Here is a 26184-nt window from a genome sequence, read left to right as displayed (position 1 = left end):
TGAACCGCTCGGCGGTGACCGGCGCCCCGTCGAGGCTGATCCGCTCGGTGACCGACTGCACATGCGGGCTGGTGTAGCGGCCGGCGACTGCCGGGCGGGGCCCCTTCACGTGGAACCGTGCAACGGGATCAGACGGTGCGGAACGCCAGCGTGACGTTGTGGCCGCCGAAGCCGAAGGAGTTGTTGATCGCGGAGATCGGGCCGTCGGCCGGCAGCTTGCGCGGCTCGCCGCGCACGATGTCCGCGTCGATGTCCTCGTCGAGTTCGTCGATGTTGATCGTCGGCGGGGCCAGCCGGTGGTACAGCGCCAGCACGGTCGCGACGGTCTCGATGCCGCCCGCACCGCCCAGCAGGTGGCCGGTCATCGACTTGGTCGCGGAGATCGCGATGTGGTCGAGGTCGTCGCCCAGGACCTTGCGCAGGGCCTTCAGCTCGGCCGTGTCACCCTGCGGGGTGGACGTGGCGTGCGCGTTGACGTGCACCAGTTCGGCCGTGTCGAGCCCGGTGTTGTCGAGCAGGTTCTGCACCGCGGCGGCGACACCGCGGCCGGTCGGCTCCGGCTGCGCGATGTGGTGGCTGTCCGCGGACAGGCCCTGGCCCAGCACCTCGCAGTAGACCCGGGCACCGCGCGCGGCGGCGTGCTCGGCGGACTCCAGGACGACGACGCCCGCGCCCTCGCCCAGCACGAAGCCGTCACGGGCCTTGTCGTACGGGCGGGAGGCCAGCTCGGGGTTCTCGTTGTTCTTGGACATCGCCATCATGTTGGCGAACGCGGCGATCGGCAGCGGGTGGATCGCCGCCTCGGTGCCGCCCGCGACGACCACGTCGGCGCGGCCGGTGCGGATCATCTCGACGGCGTAGCCGATGGCCTCGGCGCCCGACGCGCAGGCGCTGACCGGAGTGTGCACGCCCGCCTGGGCGTTGACCTCCAGGCCGACGTTGGCGGACGGGCCGTTCGGCATGAGCATCGGGACGGTGTGCGGGGAGACCCGGCGCACACCCTTCTCCTTCAGGACGTCGTACTGGTCGAGCAGGGTCGTCACGCCGCCGATGCCGGAGGCGATCACGGTGCCCAGACGCTCGGGCGCGACGCCCGCGTCCTCACCCGCCGGGGCGGTGTAGCCGGCGTCGGCCCACGCCTCGCGGGCGGCGATGACGGCGAACTGCGCCGAGCGGTCGAGCTTGCGGGCCAGCGGCCGGGGCAGGACCTCGCTCGGGTCCACGGCGACCGGTGCGGCGATGCGGACCGGGAGTTCGGCGAAGCGCTCGCCCTCCAGGGGCTTAACGCCGGAACGGCCGGCGAGCAGACCTTCCCAGGTCGAAGCGCTGTCGCCACCCAGCGGAGTGGTTGCGCCGATACCGGTGACGACCACGGTGCGATTGGTCGGGCTCACAGGAATTCTTTCTCCACGTCTCAGGGGGTGCTGAATTGTCACGGCGCCACCGCCGGGTGGCGACAAACGCTCGTCAGGCTCAGGCCTGGTGGTTCAGGATGTAGTCCGCGGCGTCGCCGACCGTCTTGAGGTTCTTGACGTCCTCGTCCGGGATCTTGACGTCGAAGCGCTCTTCGGCGGCGACGACGACCTCGACCATGGAGAGGGAGTCGACGTCGAGGTCGTCCGTGAACGACTTGTCGGTCTGGACGTCCTCGACGGGGATGCCGGCGATCTCGTTGACGATCTCCGCGAGACCGGCGACGATCTCTTCCTGGGTGGCGGCCATGTGGCGCTCCTTCTCTGGGTAACTGGGTATTCGGGCCGGATGCGAATCCGGACCCTAGGGGAGGGTAACGACCGTCGCGGCGTAGACGAGTCCCGCCCCGAAGCCGATGACGAGCGCGGTGTCGCCGCTCTTCGCCGCTCCGGTCGCCAGGAGCCGCTCCATAGCGAGCGGGATCGAGGCGGCCGAGGTGTTGCCGGTGGTCTCCACGTCACGGGCGACCGTGACGTGCTCCGGCAGCTTCAGAGTCTTCACCATCGAGTCGATGATCCGCATGTTTGCCTGGTGCGGAATGAAGACGTCCAGGTCGTCCGCGGTGATCCCGGCGGCGTCGAGCGCCTGCTGGGCCACCTTGGCCATCTCGAAGACGGCCCAGCGGAAGACCGCCTGGCCCTCCTGCGTGATGGCCGGGAACCTCTCGGTGCTGTCCTTGCTGCGGAACTCGTCCCACGGCACGGTCTGCTTGATGGTCTCGGACTTGTCGCCCTCCGAACCCCACACCGTGGGGCCGATGGCCGGCTCCTCCGAGGGGCCGACGACCACGGCGCCGGCGCCGTCACCGAACAGGAAGGCCGTCGCGCGGTCCTCCAGATCGGTCAGGTCCGAGAGCCGCTCCACGCCGATGACCAGGACGTACTGGGCCGAACCCTCGACGACCATGCCCTTGGCCAGGGTCAGGCCGTAGCCGAAGCCGGCACAGCCCGCGGAGATGTCGAAGGCGGCGGGCTTGCCCGCGCCGATCCGGTGCGCGATCTCCGTGGCGACGGCCGGGGTCTGCTTGAAGTGCGAGACCGTCGAGACGATCACGGCGCCGATCTGCTCGGCGGAGACACCGGCGTCGGCCAGCGCCTTGCCGGAGGCCTCCACCGACATCGCGGCGACGGTCTCCTCGGGCGAGGCCCAGTGCCGGGTCGCAATGCCCGAGCGGGACCGGATCCACTCGTCGGACGAGTCGATCGTCTCGAGGATGACCTCGTTGGGCACCACACGGGTCGGGCGGTAGCCGCCGACACCGAGGATGCGGGCGTAGGGGGAGCCCTTGGCCGGCTTGATCTTGGACATGCTGTGTGGGCTCCTTCTCTCAGGCCGTCTGCTCGGCGATGAGCGCCGCGGCCTTGTCGAGATCGTCCGGGGTCTTCAGGGCCACGTTCGGTACGCCCTTCAGCGCACGCTTGGCCAGACCCGTCAGGGTGCCGCCGGGGCACAGCTCGATGATCCCCGTGACGCCCAGCTCGGCGAACGTCTCCATGCACAGGTCCCAGCGGACCGGGTTCGCGACCTGGCCGACCAGGCGGGCGACGACATCGGCGCCCGTGGTGACGACATGACCGTCCTTGTTCGACACGTACTTCAGCGCCGGGGCCGCCGGGGAGAGGACCGAGGCGGCCTTCTCCAGCGCGTCGACCGCAGGAGCCATGTGGTGCGTGTGGAAGGCGCCCGCGACCTTGAGGGCGACGACCTTCGTGGAACCCTCGGGCTTCTCGGCCACCAGGGCGGCGATCTGCTCCGTGGTGCCGGCGGCCACGATCTGGCCCGCGCCGTTGATGTTGGCCGGGGTCAGACCCAGCGCCTCCAGGTGCGCGACGACCACGTCACGGTCCCCGCCCAGGACCGCGGCCATGCCGGTCTCGGTGACGGCGGCGGCCTCGGCCATGGCCAGACCGCGCGTACGGACCAGCGACAGCGCGTCCGCGTCGGACAGGACGCCGGCGTACGCGGCGGCGGTGAACTCACCGACGCTGTGGCCCGCCACGGCACCGAAGGCCGAGGCCGGGCCGAGCGCGCCGGCGGACAGCAGACCCGCCGCGACCAGCAGCGGCTGGGCCACGGCCGTGTCGAGGATCTCGTCCGCGTCAGCTTTGGTGCCGTAGTGGACGAGGTCGAGCCCGATGGCGTCCGACCATGCGGCGACGCGGTCAGCGGCACCGGGGAGGTCGAGCCAGGGAGTCAGGAAGCCGGGCGTCTGAGCGCCTTGGCCGGGAGCGACGAGTACGAGCACCCTCACACTCTCTCTTGTGGAGGGTCCCTGCCGCCCGTGGGGACAGGGACCAAGAACCGTCGGGGTAATTGTTGATGTCCGACAAAAGTCTAGGACTGGCTCTCGCCGTCGGCCAGACGCCCCAGGATCAGGGCGATCCGCAGCGTGAACGCGGAGCGGACATCAGAAGGTGACCAGCCGGTGACGTCGGTCACACGTCGCAGCCGGTAGCGCACCGTGTTGGGGTGCACGAACAGCATGCGGGCCGCCCCCTCGAGACTGCTGGCCTGCTCCAGATAGACACTCAAGGTCTCCAGCAGCGCCGACCCCGCCTCTTCCAGCGGTCTGTAGATCTCCTCCACCAACTGCTCCCGCGCAGCGGGATCCGAGGCGATCGCCCGCTCCGGCAGCAGATCGTCCGCCAGCACCGGGCGCGGGGCGTCCTGCCAGGCCGTGCAGGCCTTCAGCCCGGCCGCCGCGGCCTGCGCCGACTTGGTCGCGTTCAGCAGATCGGCCACCACCGGGCCGGCCACCACCGGACCGGCCGCGAACGGCCCGATCAGGGACTTCGCCACCTGCATCGGGTTGTCGCTGCCGCCCGCGATGACGACGAGGCGGTCACCGAGCACCCCCGTCAGCACCTGGAGCTTGTGGTGCCGGGCCGCGCGCCGGATCGCCTCGACCGTCAGCTCGCTGTCCCCCTCCGGCGCGGTGCCCAGCACCACGCACACGTGCTCCGGGGAGTTCCAGCCCAGCGCCGCCGCCCGCGAGAGCGCGCCCTCGTCGGCCTCACCGGACAGCACCGCGTTGACGACCAGCGACTCCAGCCGCGCGTCCCACGCCCCGCGCGCCTCGGCGGCCTGCGCGTACACCTGGGCCGTCGCGAAGGCGATCTCCCGGGCGTACACGAGCAGCGCCTCGCGCAGGATCTGCTCGTCGCCCGGGGCCGCCACCTCCTCGATCGCCGTCTCCATGACCTCGATCGTGGTGCGGACCATCTCCACGGTCTGGCGCAGGGTGATCGCCCGGGTCAGCTCCCGCGGAGCCGTCCCGAACACGTCGGTGGAGATCGCCTGCGGGGTCTCCGGGTGCCGGAACCACTCCGTGAACGCGGCGATGCCGGCCTGGGCGACCAGGCCGATCCAGGACCGGTTCTCCGGGGGCATCGCCCGGTACCACGGCAGGGTCTCGTCCATCCGCGCGATCGCGTTCGCGGCGAGCCGGCCGGAGGACTTCTCCAGTCGGCGCAGCGTCGCGGTGTGCGGATGGGCGGGAGCGGGATGCGCGGCGTGTGTCGCGGGGGAATGCTCACGTTCGGGTTGGGGCACGGGACAAGACTGCCTTATCGGGACGGCTGCGCGGAGTCCGGTCCCCTCCCCGGCCCGCGCCCGGCGGCTACGGTGGCCCCCATGATTGATGTACGCCGCGGCTCCGACCGGTACGAGGGAGGGGATCCGGCCGCCGGGATCACCACCCGGCACGCCTTCTCCTTCGGACCCCACTACGACCCGGACAACCTGCGCTTCGGCCCCGTCCTGGCCTGCAACGAGGAGACCCTCGCCCCCGGCGCCGGATTCGACGAGCACCCGCACAGCCACACCGAGATCGTCACCTGGGTCGTCGAGGGCGAGCTCACCCACCGCGACGACACCGGCGAGGAAGGCGTGGTGCGGCCCGGCGACGTACAGCGGCTCAGCGCCGGATCCGGTGCGCGGCACGTGGAGCGCAACGACGGCGAGGGGCGGCTGCGCTTCGTGCAGATGTGGCTCGCGCCGCTCACGCCCGGCGGCGAGCCCTCCTACGAGGTGGTCAGGGGCATCGGCGACCACGCGCCCTACCCGCTGCCCGCGGCCGGAGCCGTGCTGCACGTCCGGCGGCCGGGCGCGGGCGAGCGGGTGCCCGTACCGGCGGCGGAGCGGGTCTACCTGCACGTGGTGCGCGGGGACCTGCGCCTGGACGGGGAGGAGCTGGGGCCGGGGGACGCGGTGCGGATCACCGGCGAGAAGGACCTGGAGATCGTCGCCGGGTCCCCGGGCGAGCTGCTGATCTGGGAACTGCCGGCCGCGCCCGCCGCGCCCGCCCCGCCCGCCCCGGCGCTCTAGCGGGAGGAGCGGAGGTCGGCGAGGACCGCGTCGGTGAACGGGGTCCACGCCTCCACCGCCCACGGGCCGAACGCGCGGTCCGTCAGGGCCACGCACGCGGCGCCGACGTCCGGGTCCACCCACAGGAAGGTGCCGGACTGGCCGAAGTGGCCGAAGGTGCGCGGGGAGGAGGAAGTTCCCGTCCAGTGCGGGGACTTGCCGTCGCGGATCTCCATGCCCAGGCCCCAGTCGTTCGGCGACTGGTGCCCGTAGCCGGGCAGGACGCCCTTGAGGCCGGGGTGCACGACGGAGGTGGCCGCCGCCACCGTCCGGACGTCGAGCAGCCGGGGCGCCTGGAGCTCGGCGGCGAACCGTACGAGGTCGGAGACGGTCGAGACGCCGTCCTTGGCGGGCGAACCCTCCAGTGTGGTGGAGGTCATGCCCAGCGGCTCGCACACCGCCTGGTGCAGGTACTGCGCGAAGGGGATGCCGGTCGCCTTGGTGATGTGGTCGCCGAGCACCTCGAAACCGGCGTTCGAGTACAGCCGGCGCTGCCCGGGCGGGGCGCTGACCCGGTGCTCGTCGAAGGCCAGCCCGCTGGTGTGCGCGAGCAGGTGACGAACCGTCGACCCGTCGGGCCCGGCCGGCTCGTCCAGCTCGATCGCCCCCTCCTCGTACGCGACGAGGGCCGCGTACGCGGCGAGCGGCTTGGTGACCGAGGCCAGCGCGAAGCGGTGGTCGACGGGTCCGTGGGAGCCGGCCAGTGTGCCGTCGGCGCGTACGACGGCCGCCGCGGCCGTCTGCACCGGCCAGTTCTCGATGATCCGCAAGCTCTCCATGGCGTCGAGCCTACTTGCTTGGAGTGCACTCAAGGGTTTTAGCGTGTGGCCATGAGCCTGACGCAGACGCGGTACACGATCAGCGAGGTCGAGGCCCGGACCGGTCTGACGCAGCACACGCTGCGCTGGTACGAGCGGATCGGCCTGATGCCGCACGTGGACCGCTCCCACTCGGGGCAGCGGCGCTTCAGCGACAAGGACCTCGACTGGCTGGCGTTCGTGGGCAAGCTGCGCGCGACGGGGATGTCGGTGGCGGACATGGTCCGCTACGCCGAACTGGTCCGCGAGGGCGACCACACCCTCGACGAACGCCGCGAGCTGCTGGAGGCCACCCGGCGCGACGTGCGGGCGCGGCTCTCGGAGCTGACGGACGCGCTCGCGGTACTCGACTACAAGATCGATTTCTATGCGATGAACGCGGTCGCGGGGAAGGTGCAGGCATGACGGTCACAGCGGAGTACGACGGCACCGCCATCGAGCAGGTCGAGCTCGGCAAGGGCGGTCCGCTCGTCGGCGTCCAGGGCCTGGGCTGCATGGGCATGAGCGAGTTCTACGGGGACACCGACGAGGCGGCGGCCCGCGAGACGCTGGACGCGGCGCTGGCCGCCGGGGTCACCCTCTTCGACACCGCGGACACCTACGGACTGGGCCGAAACGAGGAGTTCCTCGCCCCCTTCGTGGCCGCGCACCGCGAGGAGATCACCCTGGCGACGAAGTTCGCCATAGAGCGCAACGAGGATCCGCTCTACCGCGGCGTCCGCAACGACCCCGCCTACGTCCGGCAGGCGGTGGAGGCGAGCCTGCGCCGGCTCGGCGTGGAGGTGATCGACCTGTACTACATGCACCGGCGCGACCCCGCGGTGCCGCTCGCCGAGTCGGTGGGGGCCATGGCGGAGCTGGTGCGCGAGGGCAAGGTGCGCCACCTCGGGCTCAGCGAGGTCACCGGGGCGGAACTGCGCGAGGCGCACGCCGTGCACCCGATCGCGGCGCTCCAGTCGGAGTGGTCGCTCTTCAGCCGGGACGTGGAGCGCAGCGCGGCGGGTGCGGCGGCCGAGCTGGGCGTGGCCTTCGTGCCGTACTCCCCGCTGGGCCGGGGCTTCCTGACCGGGGCGTTCGCCGATGCGTCGGCGGACCTGGCCGCCGGGGACTTCCGCCGCCACCAGCCGCGTTTCACCGGCGAGAACGCGAAGGTGAACGCGGCGCTGCTGGATCCGGTGCGGGAGGTCGCCGCGGCGCACGGCGCGAGCCCGGCGCAGATCGCCCTGGCCTGGGTGCACCAGCGGGCGCAGGTGCACGGGCTGACCGTGGTCCCGATCCCGGGCACCCGCAAGGCGGCCCGGCTGCGGGAGAACGTGGCGGCGTCGCGGATCACGCTGACGGCGGCGGAGCTGGCGCTGCTGGAGCCGATCGCCTCCCGGGTCGCGGGGGACCGCTACCCGGACATGACGTTCACCTCGGCGTCCCGCGAAGCGTAGCCGGGCCTGAGGGACAGGCCGGGCGGGGCGGGCGGGGCGCGGCGGGACCGGATCAGGGCCGCTCGGCGGTGAACCGGTCCCGCAGGGTGACGTACTCCGCGTCCGTCAGCAGGCCGGCCGAGTGGAGCTCGCTCAGGTGCTCGAGCCGCTCGTCGGACGGCCGGGGCGAGGGGACGGCGGCGACCGGCGTGCGCCCCCGCAGGGCGGCGAGGACGGCCGCGGCGAACGGCAGCGACTCGTGCACCGCCCCGCACCCCAGGGCGAAGACGGCCGCCGCGAGGTCATGGCTCGGGCGCGGGTCGGCCCCGGCCGGCGGGGGCTCGCGCAGCAGCAGCCGCAGGTGGCCGCCGGGCCCGGCCGGGGAGCCCCACTCGACGCCGGAGAGGGCGGCCAGCGGGTAACGCTGGTCGCCCGCCTTCCATTTGGTGCTGGTCGCGCCGGTCCGGGACCAGTGGAAGGTGACCGCCGAGCCGTCGAAGGCCACGCGCGCGTCGTACGCCTTCAGCTGGAGCGGCGGCTGCGGGACGCCGACCAGGAAGTGGTCGGCGGGCTCGGCGGCCTCCGGGCCGAGCCGGGAGCGCAGGGTGTCGGCGAAGGCGGCCGCGTACGGGGCCCGTTCGCCCGGCAGGACCAGCCGGTAGGGGTCGCAGGCCTCCTTCAACTGCCCGGCGGCGGCCTCCACCAGCGGATCAGCGCCCGGCCGCGGCACGGCGCGCAGCACGACCGTGTCCCGCTTCCCGGCGGTCACCGTCACCGCGGACACCGCTTCCAGGGGGATCCGGCGGGCTCCCAGTGCATGGAAGAGCCTCGGCTGACGCGGCGTTCGTATCCCCCGTGCGAAGCGGATGAGCACCGAGTCCGAGTCGAACTCCCAGACGGCATGGTTTCCGGCCAGTACGTCACCCATGCGCCACATGGTAAAGGGAGGGGCCCTCACGCGTCCCCCCTGGTGCGAGGGCCACTTTTCGGGCTTCTACGCGTGTCAGTCGCTCTCCGCGCCGGACATACCGTCCCGGCAGGAGTCGTCCCCGGTCGCGCAGACAACGGAACCGAATGCGCCGGTTCCGATTTTGGCGAAGTTGTCCACCGAGTCGGTACCTGGCTCGAAATAGCCGGTGTGGGCCTTGGCCGTCGCCGAGGACAGCAGCCGCGCGCCGAACTCCGGGGACACCGGGTCGGCTCCGTGCCCCAGCCCGCCGACCTCCAGGTGCGGCACGTCCGCGATCCAGTCGCCCTCGTCCCGCGTGGCCCAGACCCGGGCCGAGGTGCGCAGACCGGCGACGTTCGCGGCGCGCATCCCGGGGCTGCCCGCCACCACCACGTCCGTCACCCGGTCCGGCAGCTCGTGCGCGGCGACCCCGCACACCACCGACCCGTAGCTGTGGCAGAACAGCGCCACGGTGGAGTTCCCCGGCAGCGAGGTGGTCAGCGACTTCAGCCGGACGGCCCCGTCGAAGGCCATCCGGCCGGTGGCGGCGTCCATGCCGACCCCGGTGGGCGCGTCGTACCCGGCCCAGGCGATGACCGCCGTCCGGCCGTCCGGGGCGGTCTCCCGCTGCGCGTCGTACAGGGACCGGGCCATGCCGACCGGGGCGGTGAACCGGCGCTGCGTGCGCTCGAAGGTGATCGCGTCGGTGTCGACGCCGGGGACGACGACCGAGACCCGGCGGGCGTCGTCGAGGTCGCCGAAGACCTCGGCGACCAGGCCGCCGCCGGTGGGGTCGAAGGCGAGGATCTGCCGGCCGGGCTCGGCGAGCGAGGCGAAGCGGTGGGAGCGGCGGGTGGCCGTGAGCCGGTCGGCCGGGGCCAGGGCCACGTCGCGGCTGCGGGCCTCCTCGACCTGCCCGGCCTGTTCCAGCCCGCGCCGGTTGGCCCGGTAGCGGGTGGCGGCGGGAGCCCCGTCGAGGTTGCCCACGACCAGGGGGTAGCCGTCGGCGAGCCGGGCCCGCTGGGCGCCGTCGAGCCCGTCGAAGAAACGGGCCACGGTCCGCGGGGAGGCGTCCGCGGCCGGGACCGGCCGTCCGTCGATGCGGGCCTGGGCCCAGGCGGCGAGGGCGGCGGCGCGCAGCGGGGTGCCGCCCTCCGGACGGTGCACGGCCGTCCAGCCGGTGGTCGCGAGCATGACGAAGACGACCGCCAGCGCGAGCAGGGTGCGCAGGGCGGCGGGGCGCGGGTCGGCGCCGGGAGCGGTGGGGAGGGCGAGGCCGGACAGGTTCACTGGGACCAGCGTAGGAGACCGGTTCCGGCCGGGGCGCGCCGGGTGACGGGTCTCACGGCCGACCGGGTGGGGCCGCAGCGGCGGTTGCTGATCACCGGTCAGCCGGCCGGGCCCCGCCCTTCGGCGGGCGGGCGGCGCCAGTTCCCGGCCAGGGCCGGGCCGATCTGGTCCAGGTACGCCTCGGTCATCCGCCGGATCGCGGCCACGCTGGTGTCCTCGCCCCGCCCCCACAGCCGCCCCGTGACCCGCATCACGCCGCAGAACGCGGCGGCGGCGATCCGCGGCCGCGGGTCGGCGTCCACGTCCAGGCCCTCGCGGGCGGCGATCAGCCGGGAGATCCGCTCCTCCAGTCCGGTGGAGCGGCGCAGGTGCACGGCGAGCAGGGCGGGCGTGGACTCGATCAGCCGGTAGTTGCGCATGTACAGGTCGACGGGGACCACCTCGGACAGGGCCTCCTCCAGGGTGTCCCACGTGGAGAGCACCGCGCCGCGCATCGCCTCGAGCGGGCCCTCGGCGGCCGGCCGTGCCTGCAGTTCAGCGAAGAAGTGGGACTCGACCAGGTCCTGGACGGCGAACGCGACCTCCTCCTTGTTCGCGAAGTAGCGGAAGAAGGTCCGCTGCGAGACGTGCACGGTGTCGGTGATCTCGTCGACCGTGGTGCGCTCGTACCCCTGGGAGACGAAGAGCAGCAGGGCGGCCTGGAGCAGCGCGCTCCGGGTGCGCCGCTTCTTGCGCTCGCGCAGTCCCGCCACCACCGGTGCGGCCGGTGCCGTCCGCTCGTCGGTCTTCACTGCGGGGCTCCTTTCTGACGCCGAGTGGGCGGTCAGGCTACCTGTGACCCCCGTTACACCGGCCGTCCCGTTAAGCCGTTGGTGAAGGGACGGCAACTCGTTCGGGGACAGCCGGCGGGCGGCTCCCCCCGGCCCGCCGGCGCCCGGGAGGGCCCGCCAGAGCCTGGCGGAGGCGTCAACTCCGCAGATGCGCAGGGCCCGTCGGGCGGTTCCGGCAGGGCTGTCGCCTATCAGGGTGGACCCGGCCAAGCCCCCTTTCGCCCGCCCGTATCCGCAGGTCAGCGTGGTGTCAGCGGAGCCCCGGAAACGGTCCGGGTGCCGCCCGTCCACAAGGAGTTGACCCGTCATGCGTACGTGGAGCACCACTTTCGCCGTCGTCGCCCTGGCCCTGACCGCCCTCATCCCGAGCTCCGCGGGCTCCGCGCACGCCGCGGGCCGGGCGGCCGCCGGGGCATGCGCCACCGGCCAGCTGTGCCTCTGGGCGAAACCGGAGTTCAAAGGCACCCGCCACACCCACGAACTGAGCACCGTGGACATCAACAGCTGCACCGCGCTGCCCGAGGGAACCAGCGCGCAGTCGCTCGTCAACCGCACCGGACGCCCGGTGACCACCTACCAGTCGGCCGTGTGCGCGGAGACCGGCGAATTCCAGACCTACCCGGGCGACGGAGTCTGGCTGCCCCAGTCCCCCTACCAGGTGAGGGCGTTCAAGGTGTGGGAGAGCTAGGTCGTCTCTTTCGGAGCCTGCCGGGCGGCGCGGGTCCGGGGGCGCCTCCCGGCGGCAGCTGGGGGAGCAAGATCGGGAAGGGACGGCTCAGGGCCGGCCGGGTGCCCCGCCACCGCCTCGCGCGGCGCCGGGGCCCCCGGCTGCCCGGCCTGCGGGCCGCCCAGCCGGGCCACCTCGGCGCGCAGCGCCCGCACCTCCGCGTGCAGCTCCTGGATGGCCGCCAGCTGGAGCCGCTCCACCTGGTCGTCCCGGTCGAAACGGGCGATGAACCAGGCGGCGATGTTCGCCGTCACCACACCGAGCAGCGCGATCCCGGACAGCATCAGCCCGACGGCCAGCACCCGGCCCAGGCCGGTGGTGGGGGAGTGGTCGCCGTACCCGACCGTCGTCATCGTGGTGAAGGACCACCACACCGCGTCGCCCAGGTTCTTGATGTTGCCGTCCGGGGCGTCCCGCTCCACGCTCAGCACCGCGAGCGAGCCGAACATCAGCAGCCCCACGACCGCTCCGGCCACATAGGTCGTCAGCCGGACCTGCGGAGCCATCCGCGCCCGCCGGCCCACCAGCAGCAGCGTCGACACCAGTCGCAGCAGCCGCAGCGGCTGTACCAGCGGCAGCAACACGGCGCACAGGTCCAGCCAGTGCGTCCGTACGAAGTGCCGGCGGTCCGCCGCGAGCCCCACCCGCACCAGGTAGTCGACGGCGAAGGCCCCCCACACCACCCACTCCGCGTACGTGCACGCCCGGTGCACCCGCGCACTCGCGTCGGGGACGACGATCGGCACGGCGTAGGCGACGGCAAAGGCCACGGCGAGGACGAGCAGCGGGGTCTGGCTCCGCCGCTCCCAGCGCAGCTGGCGGGATGGTTCCTTCATGCCGAGCATCGTAGGGAACGCATAAAGCAAAGCCGCCCCCGGCCGAAGCCGGAGGCAGCCTCACTTCCCCGTGTGGACGGGCCGTCAGTCGGCGGCGGGCCGGGCCCGGCCGCCACCGCATCCGCCCGCCGCGCGGTGCCTACGCGTCGCCGCCCGCCGCACCCGGGTCCGCCGCCGAGACGTCCAGCAGCTGGTACCGGTCCACGGCCTGCTTCAGCACCGACCGGTCGATCCGACCCGCCTTGGCCAGCTCCGTCAGCGTCGCCAGCACCACCGACTGCGCGTCGATGTGGAAGAAGCGCCGGGCCGCCCCACGGGTGTCCGCGAAGCCGAAGCCGTCCGCGCCCAGCGAGGTGTACGGGCCGGGCACCCAGCGCGAGATCTGGTCCGGCACCGCCCGCATCCAGTCGGAGACCGCCACGAACGGACCCTCCGCACCCGACAGCTTCCGCGTCACGTACGGCACCCGCTGCTCCTCCTCCGGGTGCAGCAGGTTGTGCTCCTCGACCTCCACGGCATCGCGCCGCAGCTCGTTCCAGGAGGTCGCCGACCACACGTCCGCCCGGACGTTCCACTCGGCCGCGAGGATCCGCTGCGCCTCCAGCGCCCACGGCACCGCCACGCCCGAGGCCATGATCTGCGCCCCGATGGTGCCCGAGGTGCCCGCCGACACCCGGTGGATGCCCTTGAGGATCCCGTCCACGTCCACGTCCGCCGGCTCGGCCGGGTGCTGGATCGGCTCGTTGTAGACGGTCAGGTAGTAGAAGACGTCCTCGGCCTCGGGCCCGTACATGCGCCGCAGACCGTCCTGGACGATGTGCGCGATCTCGTAGCCGTAGGCCGGGTCGTACGCGACACAGCCCGGGTTCGTCGACGCCAGCAGCTGGGAGTGACCGTCGGCGTGCTGCAGGCCCTCACCCGTCAGGGTGGTCCGGCCGGCCGTCGCACCCAGCACGAAACCGCGCGCCAGCTGGTCGGCCATCTGCCAGAACTGGTCACCCGTGCGCTGGAAACCGAACATCGAGTAGAAGACGTACACCGGGATCAGCGGCTCGCCGTGCGTCGCGTACGCCGAACCCGCCGCGATCAGCGAGGCCGTGCAGCCCGCCTCCGAGATGCCGTCGTGCAGCATCTGGCCCGTCGGCGACTCCTTGTACGCGAGCAGCAGCTCGCGGTCGACCGCCTCGTACTGCTGCCCCAGCGGGTTGTAGATCTTGGCGCTCGGGAAGAACGCGTCCATGCCGAAGGTGCGGTACTCGTCGGGCGCGATCAGCACGAAGCGCTTGCCGATCTCCTTGTCCCGCATCAGGTCCTTCAGGATGCGGACGAAGGCCATCGTGGTGGCGATCGACTGCTGGCCCGAGCCCTTCTTGGCGGCCGCGTACGTCTTGTCCTCGGGCAGCTGCAGCGGCTTGGCGCGCACCACTCGGGTCGGCACGTAGCCGCCCAGGGAGCTGCGCTGGTCGTGCATGTACTGGATCTCGGGCGAATTGCGGCCCGGGTGGTAGTACGGCGGCGCGCCGCTCTCCAGCTGCTGGTCCGTGATCGGGATGTGCAGGCGGTCGCGGAAGCGCTTGAGGTCGTCGACCGTCAGCTTCTTCATCTGGTGCGTCGCGTTGCGGCCCTCGAAGTTCGGGCCCAGCGTCCAGCCCTTGACCGTCTGCGCCAGGATCACCGTCGGCTGGCCCTTGTGGGCCTTGGCCGCCGCGTACGCCGCGTAGACCTTCTTGTGGTCGTGCCCGCCGCGGCCCAGGTGCTGGATCTGGTAGTCGGTCATGTTCTCGACCATCGCCCGCAGCCGCTGGTCGTCCCCGAAGAAGTGCTCACGGATGTACGCACCCGACTCGGTGGCGTACGTCTGGAACTGCCCGTCGGGGGTGGTGTTCATCTTGTTGACCAGGATGCCGTCGCGGTCCTGGGCCAGCAGCGGGTCCCAGGAGCGGTCCCAGATCAGCTTGATGACGTTCCAGCCCGCGCCGCGGAACTGCGACTCCAGCTCCTGGATGATCTTGCCGTTGCCGCGCACCGGGCCGTCGAGGCGCTGCAGGTTGCAGTTGACGACGAAGGTCAGGTTGTCCAGGCCCTCGCGGGCGGCGATCGACAGCTGGCCGAGCGACTCCGGCTCGTCCATCTCGCCGTCGCCGAGATACGCCCAAACGTGGGACTTGGAGGTGTCCGCGATCCCGCGCGCCTCCATGTACCGGTTCATCCGGGCCTGGTAGATCGCACCGAGCGGGCCCAGGCCCATCGACACGGTCGGGAACTCCCAGAAGTCCGGCATCAACCGCGGGTGCGGGTAGCTCGAAAGGCCGTACGGGGCCTTCGACTTCTCCTGCCGGAACGCGTCGAGCTGCTGCTCGGAGAGCCGGTCCAGGAGGTAGGCGCGCGCGTAGATACCGGGGGAGGCGTGGCCCTGGAAGAAGATCTGGTCGCCGCCGTCACCCTCGTCCTTGCCCCGGAAGAAGTGGTTGAAGCCCACGTCGTAGAGGGAGGCGGAAGAGGCGAACGTCGCGATGTGGCCGCCGACCCCGATGCCCGGGCGCTGGGCGCGCGAGACCATGACGGCAGCGTTCCACCGGGTGGCGTTGAGGACCTTGCGCTCGATCTCCTCGTTGCCGGGGAAGAACGGTTCGTCCTTGGTGGCGATGGTGTTGACGTAGTCCGTGCTGCGCATCTCGGGCACGGCCACGCGCTTCTCGCGGGCCCGCTCGATCAGCCGCAGCATCAGGTAACGGGCGCGTTCACGGCCCCGCTCGTCGACCGCCGCGTCCAGGGAGTCGAGCCACTCCTGCGTCTCCTCCGGATCGAAGTCCGGGACCTGACTGGGCAGGCCGCCAATGATGATCGGATTGCGATCGGATGCGGAAACCACGCTGTTCCTTCGCTGTCGGGGGAGTCGTGCCTTGGGTTCGCCGCCTCCCATGGTCTTACGCCCGGCCGAAATCGTCATCTTTACCGCTGGGTAATCCCTGGAGACGGCAGGAAGTCGGGCCGGGCGCTTCCGAGGGCGTCGGGCCAAATCGCAACCTTACGCCCAAGCCGGTCACGCCCCACCGAGAAAACTCGCAAGGACGTTCGTCCCTCAAACAGGCAGGAAAGTCCCGAGGTGTTGCCGATGATGCCGAATGGGCTGCAATGGTGTGGGATGAATCACCAGAGCCCCGCACGGGGAGGCTGGAAGTTGCGGCGAGACGGCCGCAATCGTCACCGTTTCGACGGTCTCGGCGGCCGGGTACTTGCGCGATCCGCCGCGCCCGTGTGGACTACGTCCCATGCTGCGCGTACGCGCGCCGCCGAAGACATTCACCGAACATGAGCAGGAGGCACCCCGTGAGCGCGACCGCGGACCACGCGGAGAACCTGGCCGCCCGGCTGGGTTTCCAGTCCGAACAGGTGGTCCAGGAGATCGGCTACGACGACGACGTCGATCAGGAATTCCGTGATGTCGTTGATGAGCTCGTCGGCGATCTCGTCGACGAGGACTACGACGACGTCGCGGACGCCGTGCTGCTGTGGTTCCGCGAGGACGACGGCGACCTGGCGGACGCCCTGGTCGATGCCACCGAGCTGATCGAGGACGGCGCACTGATCCTGCTGCTGACCCCCAAGACGGGCCGCCCCGGCTACGTCGAGGCCAGCGACATCAAGGAAGCCGCGGAGACCGCCGGCCTCTCGCTGGCCAAGGGTCTTCCCGTGGGCAAGGAGTGGGCCGCCACCAAGCTGGTGACGCCCAAGACGGCCGTCAAGTCCAAGCGCTAAGCCGCGCCCCCCGCTGCCGAGCGGACACCACGTCCACCCCGTCGACCCCGCGGTCGGCGGGGTGTGTGCGTTCCCGGCCCCGCCCCGCCTAGGCTGTGCCTCACCCGAACGGCCCACTGCGGGCGATCCAGGAATTGCGGGAACGAAGGGATGCGAGAGATGGCGATCGAGGTCGGCGACAAGGCCCCGGACTTCGAGCTCAAGGACAACCACGGCGCCACGGTGCGGCTCTCCGACTTCCGGGGGGAGAAGGCCGTGGTGCTGCTCTTCTACCCGTTCGCCTTCACCGGCGTCTGCACCGGCGAGCTGTGCGAGCTGCGCGACCAGCTGCCGCGCTTCCAGAACGACGAGGTCCAGCTCCTCGCCGTCTCCAACGACTCCGTGCCCACGCTGCGGGTCTTCGGGGAGCAGGAGGGCCTGGACTACCCGCTGCTGTCGGACTTCTGGCCGCACGGGGAGACCTCCCGCGCGTACGGCGTCTTCGACGAGGACAAGGGCTGCGCGGTCCGCGGCACCTTCATCATCGACAAGGACGGCGTCGTGCGCTGGACTGTCGTCAACGGACTGCCCGACGCACGTGACCTGAACGAGTACATCAAGGCGCTCGACAGCCTCTGAGGAGTCCGCGAGGAGTCCCAGGGGGCTCGTCGCCGCAGTTCCGAGCGAAAACCGCTTACAGGCGGGAACCCGTCACTAGGATCGAAACGTTGATCCGGTAGCTCCCCCGGCCACGGCCGGGAGGGCCCCCTGCACGACGGGGCACCGCCCCACACACAGAACCCAATGGAGGACCCGTGGGAGTCAGCCTCAGCAAGGGCGGCAACGTCTCGCTGACCAAGGCCGCGCCTAACCTGACGGCGGTCATCGTCGGTCTGGGCTGGGATGCTCGCACCACCACCGGTGTCGACTTCGACCTCGACGCCAGCGCGATCCTGACCAACGACCAGGGCAAGGTCGCCAGCGACGCCAACTTCGTCTTCTTCAACAACCTCAAGAGCCCCGACGGCTCCGTCGAGCACACCGGTGACAACACCACCGGCGAGGGCGAGGGCGACGACGAGGCGATCAAGGTGAACCTCGCCGGCGTCCCGGGCGATGTCGCCAAGATCGTCTTCCCGGTCTCGATCTACGAGGCCGAGAGCCGCCAGCAGAGCTTCGGCCAGGTCCGCAACGCGTACATCCGCGTGGTGAACCAGGCGGACAACACCGAGCTCGCCCGCTACGACCTCTCCGAGGACGCCTCGACCGAGACCGCCATGGTCTTCGGCGAGCTGTACCGCAACGGCGCGGAGTGGAAGTTCCGCGCCATCGGCCAGGGCTACGCCTCGGGCCTGCGCGGCATCGCGCAGGACTTCGGCGTCAACGTCTGAGCCCAGAGCAGTCACCCGTCCGGCGCCGTGCACTGTGTGTACGGCGCCGGACCGGGTTTGCGGCCCGTACGGACCGGTCCCACGGCCGGTCCGGTCCGGGCCGCGGCGCACGGCACACCGTCACGCAGGCAACACCGTCGTCCGGGGAGGACCACAACATGGGCGTCACACTCGCCAAGGGGGGCAACGTCTCCCTCTCCAAGGCCGCACCGAACCTGACCCGCGTCCTCATCGGCCTCGGCTGGGACGCGCGCTCGACCACGGGCGCGGACTTCGACCTCGACGCCAGCGCGCTGCTGTGCAACAGCGGCCGGGTGCTGGGGGACGAGTACTTCGTCTTCTACAACAACCTGAAGAGCCCCGAGGGGTCCGTCGAGCACACGGGCGACAACCTCACCGGCGAGGGTGACGGCGACGACGAGTCGATCATCATCGACCTCACCAAGGTGCCGGACCGCGTAGACAAGATCGTCTTCCCGGTCTCGATCCACGAGGCCGACAGCCGCCGGCAGAGCTTCGGCCAGGTCAGCAACGCCTTCATCCGCGTGGTCAACCAGGCCGACGGCCAGGAACTGGCCCGCTACGACCTCTCCGAGGACGCCTCCAGCGAGACGGCGATGATCTTCGGCGAGGTCTACCGGTACGGGGGTGAATGGAAGTTCCGTGCAGTGGGGCAGGGGTACGCGTCGGGCCTGAGGGGCATCGCTCTAGACTTCGGGGTCAACGTTTCGTAAAGCCGTACAAGACGATGGGGTGCCAGTGGTTCTCAAAACCTTCGGCTGGTCGTTCGCAATCACTGCGCTCGGTCTGGTCGCAGCGGTGTTCTACGGGGGGTGGCAGGCCTTCGGGATCGTGGCGATCCTGTCGATCCTCGAGATCTCGCTGTCTTTCGACAACGCGGTGGTCAACGCCGGAATCCTGAAGAAGATGAACGCCTTCTGGCAGAAGATCTTCCTCACCATCGGCGTCCTCATCGCGGTCTTCGGCATGCGACTGGTCTTCCCCGTCGTGATCGTCGCGATCAGCGCCAAGATCGGGCCCATCGAGGCCGTCGACCTGGCGCTCTCCGACAAGGAGATGTACCAGCAGCTCGTCACGGACGCCCACCCGTCCATCGCCGCCTTCGGCGGGATGTTCCTGCTGATGATCTTCCTCGACTTCATCTTCGAGGACCGTGACATCAAGTGGCTCGCCTGGCTGGAGCGTCCCCTCGCCAAGCTCGGCAAGATCGACATGCTGTCCGCGTGCATCGCGCTGATCATCCTGGTCATCACCTCGATGACCTTCGCCACCCACGCCCACCAGCACGGCGGCACCCACGTGGACAAGGCGCAGACCGTCCTGATCTCCGGCGTCCTGGGCCTGATCACCTACATGGTCGTCGGCGGCCTCTCCGGCTACTTCGAGAACAAGCTCGAGGAAGAGGAAGAGGCCGAGCACGAGGCGGAGGAGGCGGCCAAGAAGAGCGGCAAGCCCGTCTCGGCCGTCGTCATGGCCGGCAAGGCCGCGTTCTTCATGTTCCTCTACCTCGAAGTCCTCGACGCCTCGTTCTCCTTCGACGGGGTCATCGGCGCCTTCGCCATCACCAACGACATCGTGCTCATGGCCCTCGGCCTCGGCATCGGTGCCATGTACGTCCGGTCGCTGACGGTCTACCTGGTCCGCCAGGGCACCCTCGACGACTACGTCTACCTGGAGCACGGCGCGCACTACGCCATCGGCGCCCTCGCCGTGATCCTCCTCGTCACCATCCAGTACGAGATCAACGAGGTCATCACCGGCCTCGTCGGCGTCGTGCTGATCGCATGGTCCTTCTGGTCCTCGGTGCGCCGCAACAAGCGCCTGGAACTGGAGGGCGCCGCCGCCGAGGCATGACGGCGGCGGTAATGCGGAACGCTCCATGGCGGGGCGGCCTGCGGGGTCCACGGACCCGGCGGGCCGCCCCGCTTCCGTAGGCATCCACGGGACCAGGGCAACAGGGGGGCAGGGGAATGGGCTTCTTCGACGGGATCATGGGCAGCCGCGCCGTGCAGTTCCAGTCGGGCAGCGCCTCGTCGAACGCGATCGAGCTGACCAAGCGGCATCCCACGGTGTCGCTCACCAAACAGGGGGCGGTCCACGGCAATCTGCGCGTCAACCTGTCCTGGCGCATGCGCACCTCGGACATAGGCGGCAACAGCTACGGGCAGGGCGGGCGGCTCCTGCGGCATCCGTTCAAGCTGTTCAAGCCCGACATGGTGCAGGCGCACACCCAGGGCATGGTCAACGTCGACCTCGACATGGGCTGCCTGTACGAGCTGACCGACGGCACCCGCGGTGCTGTCCAGCCGCTCGGCAACCTGCTGGGCGACATCAACGACCCGCCGTACGTGAAGCTCAGCGGGGACGACCGGTTCGGCTCGGCGTCCGGGGAGACCCTCTACGTCAACCTCGACCACGCCGAAGAGATCAAGCGGATGCTGGTCTTCGTCTACATCTACGACCAGACCCCGGCCTTCGACCGTACCCACGCCATGGTCACGCTCTTCCCGGTGACCGGACCGCGGATCGAGATCCCCCTGGAGGAGCGGCACCCGCAGGCCCGGTCCTGCGCGGTGGTCTCCCTCGAGCACGTCAAGGGCGAGTTCGTCGTCCGCCGCGAGGTGAAGTTCGTGTACGGGTTCCAGGCCGAGCTGGACCGGCTGTACGGCTGGGGGCTCCAGTGGGGGCGGGGCTACAAGAGCACCAAGGCCTGACCGGAGCCCCGTGCGGGGGCCGGCCGGGGCGCCGCGCCGTCCGGGGCAGGGGGGCGCGGCGGCGTCCGCGGCGTCCGCGGGTCAGCGGCGGATGAACTGCGGGCCCTGCACCGGCAGCCGGAAGGACGGGTCGGCGCCCGGCCCCGGCACCGGGGCCGGGGAGACCGGCTGCGGGTACCCGTAGGCGGGCTGGACGGGCGGCGGGGCCTGGGTGGGCGGGGCCATGGCGGCCGTCTGCTCGGAGGTGGGTCCGGCCGCCGGGATCCCTGCCGCCGGGATCCCCGCCGCCGCGCCCGCGCCGGCATCGGGGGCGTTCTCGTCCACCGAGATCCCGTGGTCGGTGGCGAGCCCCACCAGCCCGTCGGAGTAGCCCTCGCCCAGCGCGCGGAACTTCCACCCCTCGCCCCGGCGGTAGAGCTCCCCGCAGATCAGGGCCGTCTCGGCGCCGGTCTCGGGCCGCACGTCGAAGTAGGCCAGCGGCTCGGCGCCGCCGGCCGCGGTGGCGTCGTACAGGAGGATCCGCAGGTCACGGACCCGCTGGAAGGGGACGTCCTCGGCGGAGGCGACCACCAGGATCCGGTCCACGGACGGGGTCACCGTCCGCAGGTCCGCCTGCACGGCGTCGGTGACCGCCTCGCCGAGCTGCTTCTTGCCCAGCCGCCAGACGGCCCCCGAGGGGTGCCGGGGCTGGTTGTAGAAGACGAAGTCCTCGTCCGAACGCACCCGGCCGTCGGAGCCCACGAGCAGTGCGGAGGCGTCCACGTCGGGCACCTCGGGGCCGGTGGACCAGCGCAGCACCGCCCGGACCGCTGCGGCGGCCACCGGGATGTTCGAGCCCTTCTGCATCGCGTGCGTCATGCACGTCATCCTGCCCTCCCCGGGTGGACCGGGACAATGCGGCCCCCCGTAGGGCCTTGTCTCGAACGCCAGAGCTGGGCATGGTGCAAGAGGGTTACCTGAACTTCATGTGCTTGAGGAACTCTTGACTCAGGTTCGTACGTACTATTACCGGCCACGCCAGTTGGGCCGCCGAGGCAGTACGGGGGAAGCACATGCGTCACTTTGGGCACGTATCGCCCACCGTCCGTAAGGACCTCTTCCACCAGGAACCGGCCGAATTCACCGGAGCCTCGCCCGCCCGCACCCTCGCCGCAGCCCTCGGCGCCACCCTCTACAGCCCCGCCACCCGCCCCCAGCTGGCCCGCGACATCCGCAAGCAGGCCGGCCGCGGGGTCGTCTCCATGGTCCTGTGCCTGGAGGATTCCATCAGCGACGGCGACGTCACCGGAGCCGAGGAGAACCTCGTCCGGCAGTTCGGCGAGCTCGACGCCGACGCCGACGAGCTCCCCCTGCTGTTCATCCGCGTCCGCACCCCCGAGCAGATCCCCGACCTGGTGCGCCGCCTCGGGGGCTCCGCCGGCCGGCTGTCCGGATTCGTACTTCCCAAGTTCAACGAGGGCACGGGCGTCGCCTTCCTCGAGGCCGTGGCCGAGGCGGAGGCCGTCGGCGGGCACTCCCGCCTGTACGCCATGCCCGTCCTGGAGACCCCGGACCTGCTCCACCTCGAGACCCGCGTCGAGACGCTCGCCGGCATCTCACGCACGGTCAACAGCCACCGCGAGCGGGTCCTGGCCCTGCGGCTCGGCGTCACCGACTTCTGCTCCGCCTACGGCCTGCGCCGCACCCCCGACATGACCGCCTACGACGTCCAGATCGTGGCCGGCGTGATCGCCGACGTGGTCAACGTCCTCAGCCGCGCCGACGGCACCGGCTTCACCGTCACCGGACCCGTCTGGGAGTACTTCCGCAGCCAGCAGCGCCTCTTCAAGCCCCAGCTGCGCCGCAGCCCCTTCCTCGAGGAGGGCGTGGAAGAACTGCGCACCGCCCTGATCGAACATGACCTGGACGGCCTACTGCGCGAGATCGAGCTCGACCGGGCCAACGGGCTGCTCGGCAAGACCTGCATCCACCCCGCCCACGTCACGCCCGTCCACGCCCTGTCCGTGGTCTCCCACGAGGAGTTCTGCGACGCGCAGGACATCCTGCGCCCCGAGCGCGGCGGCGGCGGAGTCATGCGATCCGCTTATACGAACAAAATGAACGAGGTGAAGCCCCACCGGGCCTGGGCCGAGCGCACCATTCAGCGCGCCGAGGTCTTCGGTGTGGCCAAGGAGGAGGTCGGCTTCGTCGACCTGCTCACGGCCGGACTCCAGGTCTGAACCCCCTGGTGACGGCGTCGACGACGAGGAAAGGCAAGACGATCGAAGCGGTGTGGTCGGGAACCTGGGTCGCGCGGAGGCTGGGCGTCAGCCTGGAGGAGACCGGTGCGCCGGATTCCCCGCGGCTCGCCGAGCTGCTCGGGCTCGCGCTGCGGCGCAACCCCAAACGGGCGCACCTGCTGGTCTCGCAGGTCCTGGGCAAACACGTCCCGCAGTCCCCGGCGATCGTCTACGCCGCCGGCTACGGGCTCGGCGAGCGGGTCCGGGCGCTGCTCGGCCCGGACGGCGCCGCCGCGGCCGTCGTCCTCGGCTACGCCGAGACGGCCACCGGGCTCGGCCACTGCGTCGCCGACGGCCTCGGCGCCGCCCCCTACCTGCACTCCACCCGCCGGCCCGTACCGGGCGTGGAGCCCGCCGGCGGTTTCGAGGAGGCGCACTCGCACGCCACCTCGCACCTGCTGCTGCCCGAGGACCCCGAGCTGCTCGCGGGCAGCGGGCCGCTGGTCCTGGTCGACGACGAGTTCTCCACCGGCAACACGGTCCTGAACACCATCCGCGACCTGCACGGCCGCCATCCCCGCACGCACTACGTGGTCGTCGCCCTCGTCGACATGCGCTCCCCGGCCGATCGCGACCGCCTCGCCGCCTTCGCCGCCGAGATCGGCGCCCGCGTCGACCTCATAGCCCTGGCCTCCGGCACGGTCACCCTCCCGGAGGGCGTCCTGGCCAAGGGCCAGGCACTGGTGGAGGAGTACGAGACCCGGACGGCCACAGGCCCGGCCGGGGCCCCCGCAGACGGCCGGCAGCCGGTCACGCGCGTGGACCTGGCCTGGCCGCCCGCCGTGCCCGACGGCGGCCGCCACGGGTTCACGCCCGCCCACCGCAAGGCCCTGGACGAGGCCCTGCCCGAGATGGCCGCCCGGCTCGGCGCTGCGCTCGGCGACGACCCCGGCCGCGTCCTCGTCCTCGGCAACGAAGAGCTGATGTACGCCCCCCTCCGTCTCGCGAAGGCCTTGGAAGAGGCGGGCGCGGCCCGCGAGGTCCGCTTCTCCACCACCACCCGCTCGCCCGTGCTCGCCGTCGACGACCCGGGCTACGCCATCCGCACGCGCCTCGTCTTCCCCGCCCACGACGCGCCGGCCGACGGCCCGGGCGACCGGTACGCCTACAACGTCGCGGGCGCCGGCTTCGACGCGGTCGTCGCCGTGGTCGACTCGGCCGGCGACACCCCCGAGCTGTACGCCGGACTGCTCGCGAGCCTCGCCCCGCACACCGGCCGGGTCCTGCTGGCCGCCGTACCCTCCTACGTACCCGACCGGCAGGAGCAGAAGCCGATCATGACCGAGCCGACCCCGCACGCGCCCGCGCTCGACGCCGTGAACGAGCCCGTGGCCCGGCCCGCGCTCGAGCCGCTGCTCCCGTCCGCGCCCGAGCCGCTGCGCGGGCCCGCCTTCTCCTCGTACGCCGCCGAGGACGTCGGCTGGCTGCTCCAGGACTTCTCCGACGTCCAGCTCGAGGCACCGACCGAAGAGCGCGAGGAGGCGATCCAGGCGGGCGGCGCGCACTATGCCGAGTCCCTGCCCGTCGAGTACCAGCCGTCCCCCCAGTACCAGGAGCTGTACCAGAACGCCCTGACCGCCTCGGCGGCCCGCATCGCCCGCGCCGTCGGCACCGTCACCGAGACCGTCCTCGCCGAGCGCTCGCCCTCCCCGGTGCTGGTGTCCCTGGCCCGCGCCGGCACCCCCGTCGGCGTGCTGATGCGCCGCTGGGCCCAGGCCCGCCACGGCCTGGACCTGCCGCACTACGCCGTCTCCATCGTGCGCGGCCGCGGCATCGACGCCAACGCCGTGCGCTGGCTCGCCGCCCGGCACGACCCGGCGGACGTCGTCTTCGTCGACGGCTGGACGGGCAAGGGCGCCATCACCCGCGAACTGACGGCCGCCCTCGCCGCATACCCCGGCTTCAACCCGGAGATCGTGGTCCTCGCCGACCCCGGCTCCTGCGTGCAGACCTACGGCACCCGCGAGGACTTCCTGATCCCCTCCGCCTGCCTCAACTCCACCGTCTCCGGCCTCATATCGCGTACGGTCCTGAGGTCCGACCTGGTCGGGCCCGCAGACTTCCACGGCGCGAAGTTCTACCGCGAGCTGGCCGGCGCGGACGTGTCCTCGGCGTTCGTCGACACGGTCGCCGCCCACTTCGACGAGGTGGCCGACGCCGTCGGCGAGCAGGTCAAGGAACTCCTCGCCGCGGACCGCACCCCGACCTGGGAGGGCTGGGCGGCCGTCGAGCGGATCAGCGAGGAGTACGGCATCCACGACGTGAACCTGGTCAAGCCCGGAGTCGGCGAGACCACCCGCGTACTGCTGCGCCGGGTGCCGTGGAAGATCCTCGCCCAGCGCGGCGCGGGCGCCGACCTGGACCACGTACGGCTGCTCGCCGAGCAGCGCGGGGTCCCGGTGGAGGAGGTCGACGGGCTGCCCTACACCTGCGTCGGACTCATCCACCCCCGATTCACGCGCGGCGCCACGGGCGCCGACGGAAAGGCTGTGGCCTCGAAGTGACTGTCCTGGTAGCCAGTGATCTCGACCGTACGCTCATCTACTCGACGGCGGCCCTCGGCCTGACGATGCCCGACCCGGTGGCCCCCCGGCTGCTGTGCGTCGAGGTCCACGAGAGCAAGCCGCTGTCCTACATGACGGAGACGGCGGCGGAACTGCTGGCGGAGCTGACGGCCGACCCGTCCGTGGTCTTCGTCCCGACGACGACGCGGACCCGCAAGCAGTACCAGCGCATCCGCTTCCCCGGCCGCCCCGCCCCGTACGCGATCTGCGCCAACGGCGGCCAGCTGCTGGTCGACGGGGTGCCCGACCGGGACTGGCGGCGCCAGGTCGCGGCCCGCCTGGCGCAGGAGTGCGCCCCGCTGGAGGAGGTCCACGCCCACCTGCTGGCGACGGCCGACCCCGCGTGGCTGCGCAAGGCGCGCGTGGCGGAGGAACTGTTCGCGTACCTCGTCGTGGAACGCGTCCTCGTCCCCGACGAGTGGGTCAAGGCCCTGGCCGAGTGGGCGCAGGCGCGCGGCTGGGCGGTGTCCCTCCAGGGCCGCAAGATCTACGCCGTGCCGCGTCCGCTGACCAAGAGCGCGGCGATGCACGAGGTGGCTCGCCGCACGGGCGCCACCAGGACCCTGGCCGCCGGCGACTCGCTCCTGGACGCCGACCTGCTGCTCGCGGCGGACGCCGCGTGGCGCCCGGGGCACGGAGAGCTGGCCGACGCGCACTGGCACGCCCCGCACGTGACGGCCCTGACCACGGCGGGCGTGCTCGCGGGAGAGGAAATCGTCCGCGAATTGGCCCGAGCAGCCGGACGGACGGACGGACCGTTGCGAGACTGACCGT

25 protein-coding genes are annotated in these 26184 nt (G+C 71.5%); 13 read left to right on the top strand and 12 right to left on the bottom strand.

Annotation, left to right across the window (positions count from 1 at the left end):
* Positions 1-128 precede the first annotated feature (128 nt).
* The 5 genes from fabF to AB0D44_RS28275 form a co-directional block, all read right to left on the bottom strand.
* A complete protein-coding gene (gene fabF / locus AB0D44_RS28295) occupies positions 129-1394 on the bottom strand; it encodes a beta-ketoacyl-ACP synthase II (protein WP_362596010.1) in 1266 nt (421 codons plus the stop codon).
* Positions 1395-1473: 79 nt separating this feature from the next.
* Positions 1474-1722, bottom strand: coding sequence for an acyl carrier protein (locus AB0D44_RS28290; protein WP_361760513.1), 249 nt, complete (start codon positions 1720-1722; stop codon positions 1474-1476).
* Positions 1723-1776: 54 nt separating this feature from the next.
* Positions 1777-2781, bottom strand: coding sequence for a ketoacyl-ACP synthase III (locus AB0D44_RS28285; RefSeq protein ID WP_362596008.1), 1005 nt, complete (start codon positions 2779-2781; stop codon positions 1777-1779).
* 19 nt (positions 2782-2800) lie between these two features.
* Positions 2801-3718, bottom strand: coding sequence for an ACP S-malonyltransferase (locus tag AB0D44_RS28280; protein ID WP_362596006.1), 918 nt, complete (start codon positions 3716-3718; stop codon positions 2801-2803).
* Positions 3719-3807: 89 nt separating this feature from the next.
* Entirely contained in the window at positions 3808-5025 is a 1218-nt protein-coding gene (locus AB0D44_RS28275; RefSeq protein WP_362596004.1) for a helix-turn-helix domain-containing protein, read from the bottom strand.
* 81 nt (positions 5026-5106) lie between these two features.
* On the opposite strand from AB0D44_RS28275, the gene AB0D44_RS28270 reads away from it, so the two are divergent.
* The gene (locus tag AB0D44_RS28270) at positions 5107-5799 is read left to right on the top strand and encodes a pirin family protein (protein WP_362596002.1); all 693 of its coding nucleotides are present in this window, start codon (positions 5107-5109) and stop codon (positions 5797-5799) included.
* On the opposite strand, the gene AB0D44_RS28265 is transcribed toward AB0D44_RS28270, so the two are convergent.
* Positions 5796-6617 carry a serine hydrolase domain-containing protein gene (locus AB0D44_RS28265; RefSeq protein WP_362596000.1) on the bottom strand — a complete coding sequence of 274 codons (822 nt, stop codon included), beginning with the start codon at positions 6615-6617 and terminating at the stop codon, positions 5796-5798. The two genes, AB0D44_RS28270 and AB0D44_RS28265, sit on opposite strands and share 4 nt — an antisense overlap.
* Before the next feature lie 51 nt (positions 6618-6668).
* Between AB0D44_RS28265 and AB0D44_RS28260 the strand changes: the two genes are divergently transcribed.
* Together AB0D44_RS28260 and AB0D44_RS28255 are read left to right on the top strand one after the other, a co-directional pair.
* Entirely contained in the window at positions 6669-7061 is a 393-nt protein-coding gene (locus AB0D44_RS28260) for a MerR family transcriptional regulator (protein ID WP_362595998.1), read from the top strand.
* A complete protein-coding gene (locus tag AB0D44_RS28255; RefSeq protein WP_362595996.1) occupies positions 7058-8092 on the top strand; it encodes an aldo/keto reductase in 1035 nt (344 codons plus the stop codon). Before AB0D44_RS28260 ends, AB0D44_RS28255 begins: the two co-directional genes overlap by 4 nt.
* A gap of 52 nt (positions 8093-8144) precedes the next feature.
* On the opposite strand, the gene AB0D44_RS28250 is transcribed toward AB0D44_RS28255, so the two are convergent.
* From AB0D44_RS28250 to AB0D44_RS28240, 3 genes are all read right to left on the bottom strand, one after another.
* Complete coding sequence (locus AB0D44_RS28250) at positions 8145-8999, bottom strand: DUF4429 domain-containing protein (RefSeq protein ID WP_362595994.1); 855 nt, start codon at positions 8997-8999, stop codon at positions 8145-8147.
* Between the two features lie 75 nt (positions 9000-9074).
* A complete protein-coding gene (locus tag AB0D44_RS28245; RefSeq protein WP_362596016.1) occupies positions 9075-10214 on the bottom strand; it encodes an alpha/beta hydrolase in 1140 nt (379 codons plus the stop codon).
* A 194-nt stretch (positions 10215-10408) separates the two neighbouring features.
* Positions 10409-11101, bottom strand: coding sequence for a TetR family transcriptional regulator (locus tag AB0D44_RS28240; protein WP_362595992.1), 693 nt, complete (start codon positions 11099-11101; stop codon positions 10409-10411).
* Positions 11102-11447: 346 nt separating this feature from the next.
* Here AB0D44_RS28240 and AB0D44_RS28235 point away from each other — a divergent pair, with 346 nt between their 5' ends.
* A complete protein-coding gene (locus AB0D44_RS28235; protein ID WP_362595990.1) occupies positions 11448-11828 on the top strand; it encodes a peptidase inhibitor family I36 protein in 381 nt (126 codons plus the stop codon).
* Here the strand turns inward: AB0D44_RS28235 and AB0D44_RS28230 are convergent.
* Complete coding sequence (locus tag AB0D44_RS28230) at positions 11825-12703, bottom strand: potassium channel family protein (protein ID WP_362595988.1); 879 nt, start codon at positions 12701-12703, stop codon at positions 11825-11827. The genes AB0D44_RS28235 and AB0D44_RS28230 overlap by 4 nt on opposite strands.
* 139 nt (positions 12704-12842) lie before the next feature.
* Positions 12843-15575 carry a pyruvate dehydrogenase (acetyl-transferring), homodimeric type gene (gene aceE / locus AB0D44_RS28225; RefSeq protein WP_362595986.1) on the bottom strand — a complete coding sequence of 911 codons (2733 nt, stop codon included), beginning with the start codon at positions 15573-15575 and terminating at the stop codon, positions 12843-12845.
* A 458-nt stretch (positions 15576-16033) separates the two neighbouring features.
* Here aceE and AB0D44_RS28220 point away from each other — a divergent pair, with 458 nt between their 5' ends.
* From AB0D44_RS28220 to AB0D44_RS28195, 6 genes are all read left to right on the top strand, one after another.
* Entirely contained in the window at positions 16034-16462 is a 429-nt protein-coding gene (locus tag AB0D44_RS28220; protein ID WP_069920150.1) for a DUF3052 domain-containing protein, read from the top strand.
* Between the two features lie 159 nt (positions 16463-16621).
* Positions 16622-17080, top strand: coding sequence for a peroxiredoxin (locus tag AB0D44_RS28215; RefSeq protein WP_362595984.1), 459 nt, complete (start codon positions 16622-16624; stop codon positions 17078-17080).
* A 176-nt stretch (positions 17081-17256) separates the two neighbouring features.
* Positions 17257-17832, top strand: a complete 576-nt coding sequence (locus tag AB0D44_RS28210) for a TerD family protein (protein ID WP_266788238.1) — start codon at positions 17257-17259, stop codon at positions 17830-17832.
* Positions 17833-17990: 158 nt separating this feature from the next.
* A complete protein-coding gene (locus AB0D44_RS28205; protein ID WP_362595982.1) occupies positions 17991-18566 on the top strand; it encodes a TerD family protein in 576 nt (191 codons plus the stop codon).
* Between the two features lie 25 nt (positions 18567-18591).
* Positions 18592-19707 (top strand): DUF475 domain-containing protein, encoded by a 1116-nt coding sequence (locus AB0D44_RS28200; protein ID WP_362595980.1) that lies wholly within the window; start codon positions 18592-18594, stop codon positions 19705-19707.
* Positions 19708-19823: 116 nt separating this feature from the next.
* Positions 19824-20567, top strand: a complete 744-nt coding sequence (locus AB0D44_RS28195; protein ID WP_362595978.1) for a Tellurium resistance — start codon at positions 19824-19826, stop codon at positions 20565-20567.
* A gap of 81 nt (positions 20568-20648) precedes the next feature.
* Here AB0D44_RS28195 and AB0D44_RS28190 read toward each other — a convergent pair whose 3' ends face one another.
* Positions 20649-21425, bottom strand: a complete 777-nt coding sequence (locus tag AB0D44_RS28190) for a TerD family protein (protein WP_362595976.1) — start codon at positions 21423-21425, stop codon at positions 20649-20651.
* 194 nt (positions 21426-21619) lie between these two features.
* On the opposite strand from AB0D44_RS28190, the gene AB0D44_RS28185 reads away from it, so the two are divergent.
* From AB0D44_RS28185 to AB0D44_RS28175, 3 genes are read left to right on the top strand one after another with little or no spacing between them, the layout of a single operon-like run.
* Complete coding sequence (locus tag AB0D44_RS28185; RefSeq protein WP_362595974.1) at positions 21620-22786, top strand: HpcH/HpaI aldolase/citrate lyase family protein; 1167 nt, start codon at positions 21620-21622, stop codon at positions 22784-22786.
* 8 nt (positions 22787-22794) lie between these two features.
* Complete coding sequence (locus AB0D44_RS28180) at positions 22795-25350, top strand: phosphoribosyltransferase (RefSeq protein ID WP_362595972.1); 2556 nt, start codon at positions 22795-22797, stop codon at positions 25348-25350.
* Positions 25347-26180, top strand: a complete 834-nt coding sequence (locus AB0D44_RS28175; protein WP_362595970.1) for an HAD family hydrolase — start codon at positions 25347-25349, stop codon at positions 26178-26180. Before AB0D44_RS28180 ends, AB0D44_RS28175 begins: the two co-directional genes overlap by 4 nt.
* The last annotated feature ends 4 nt before the right edge of the window (positions 26181-26184 follow it).

The organism is Streptomyces sp. NPDC048349 (genome assembly GCF_040651925.1).
GTDB lineage: Bacteria > Actinomycetota > Actinomycetes > Streptomycetales > Streptomycetaceae > Streptomyces.
The sequence above is the reverse complement of the archived record's forward strand: the minus strand, read 5'-3'. Positions and strand labels throughout refer to the sequence as shown.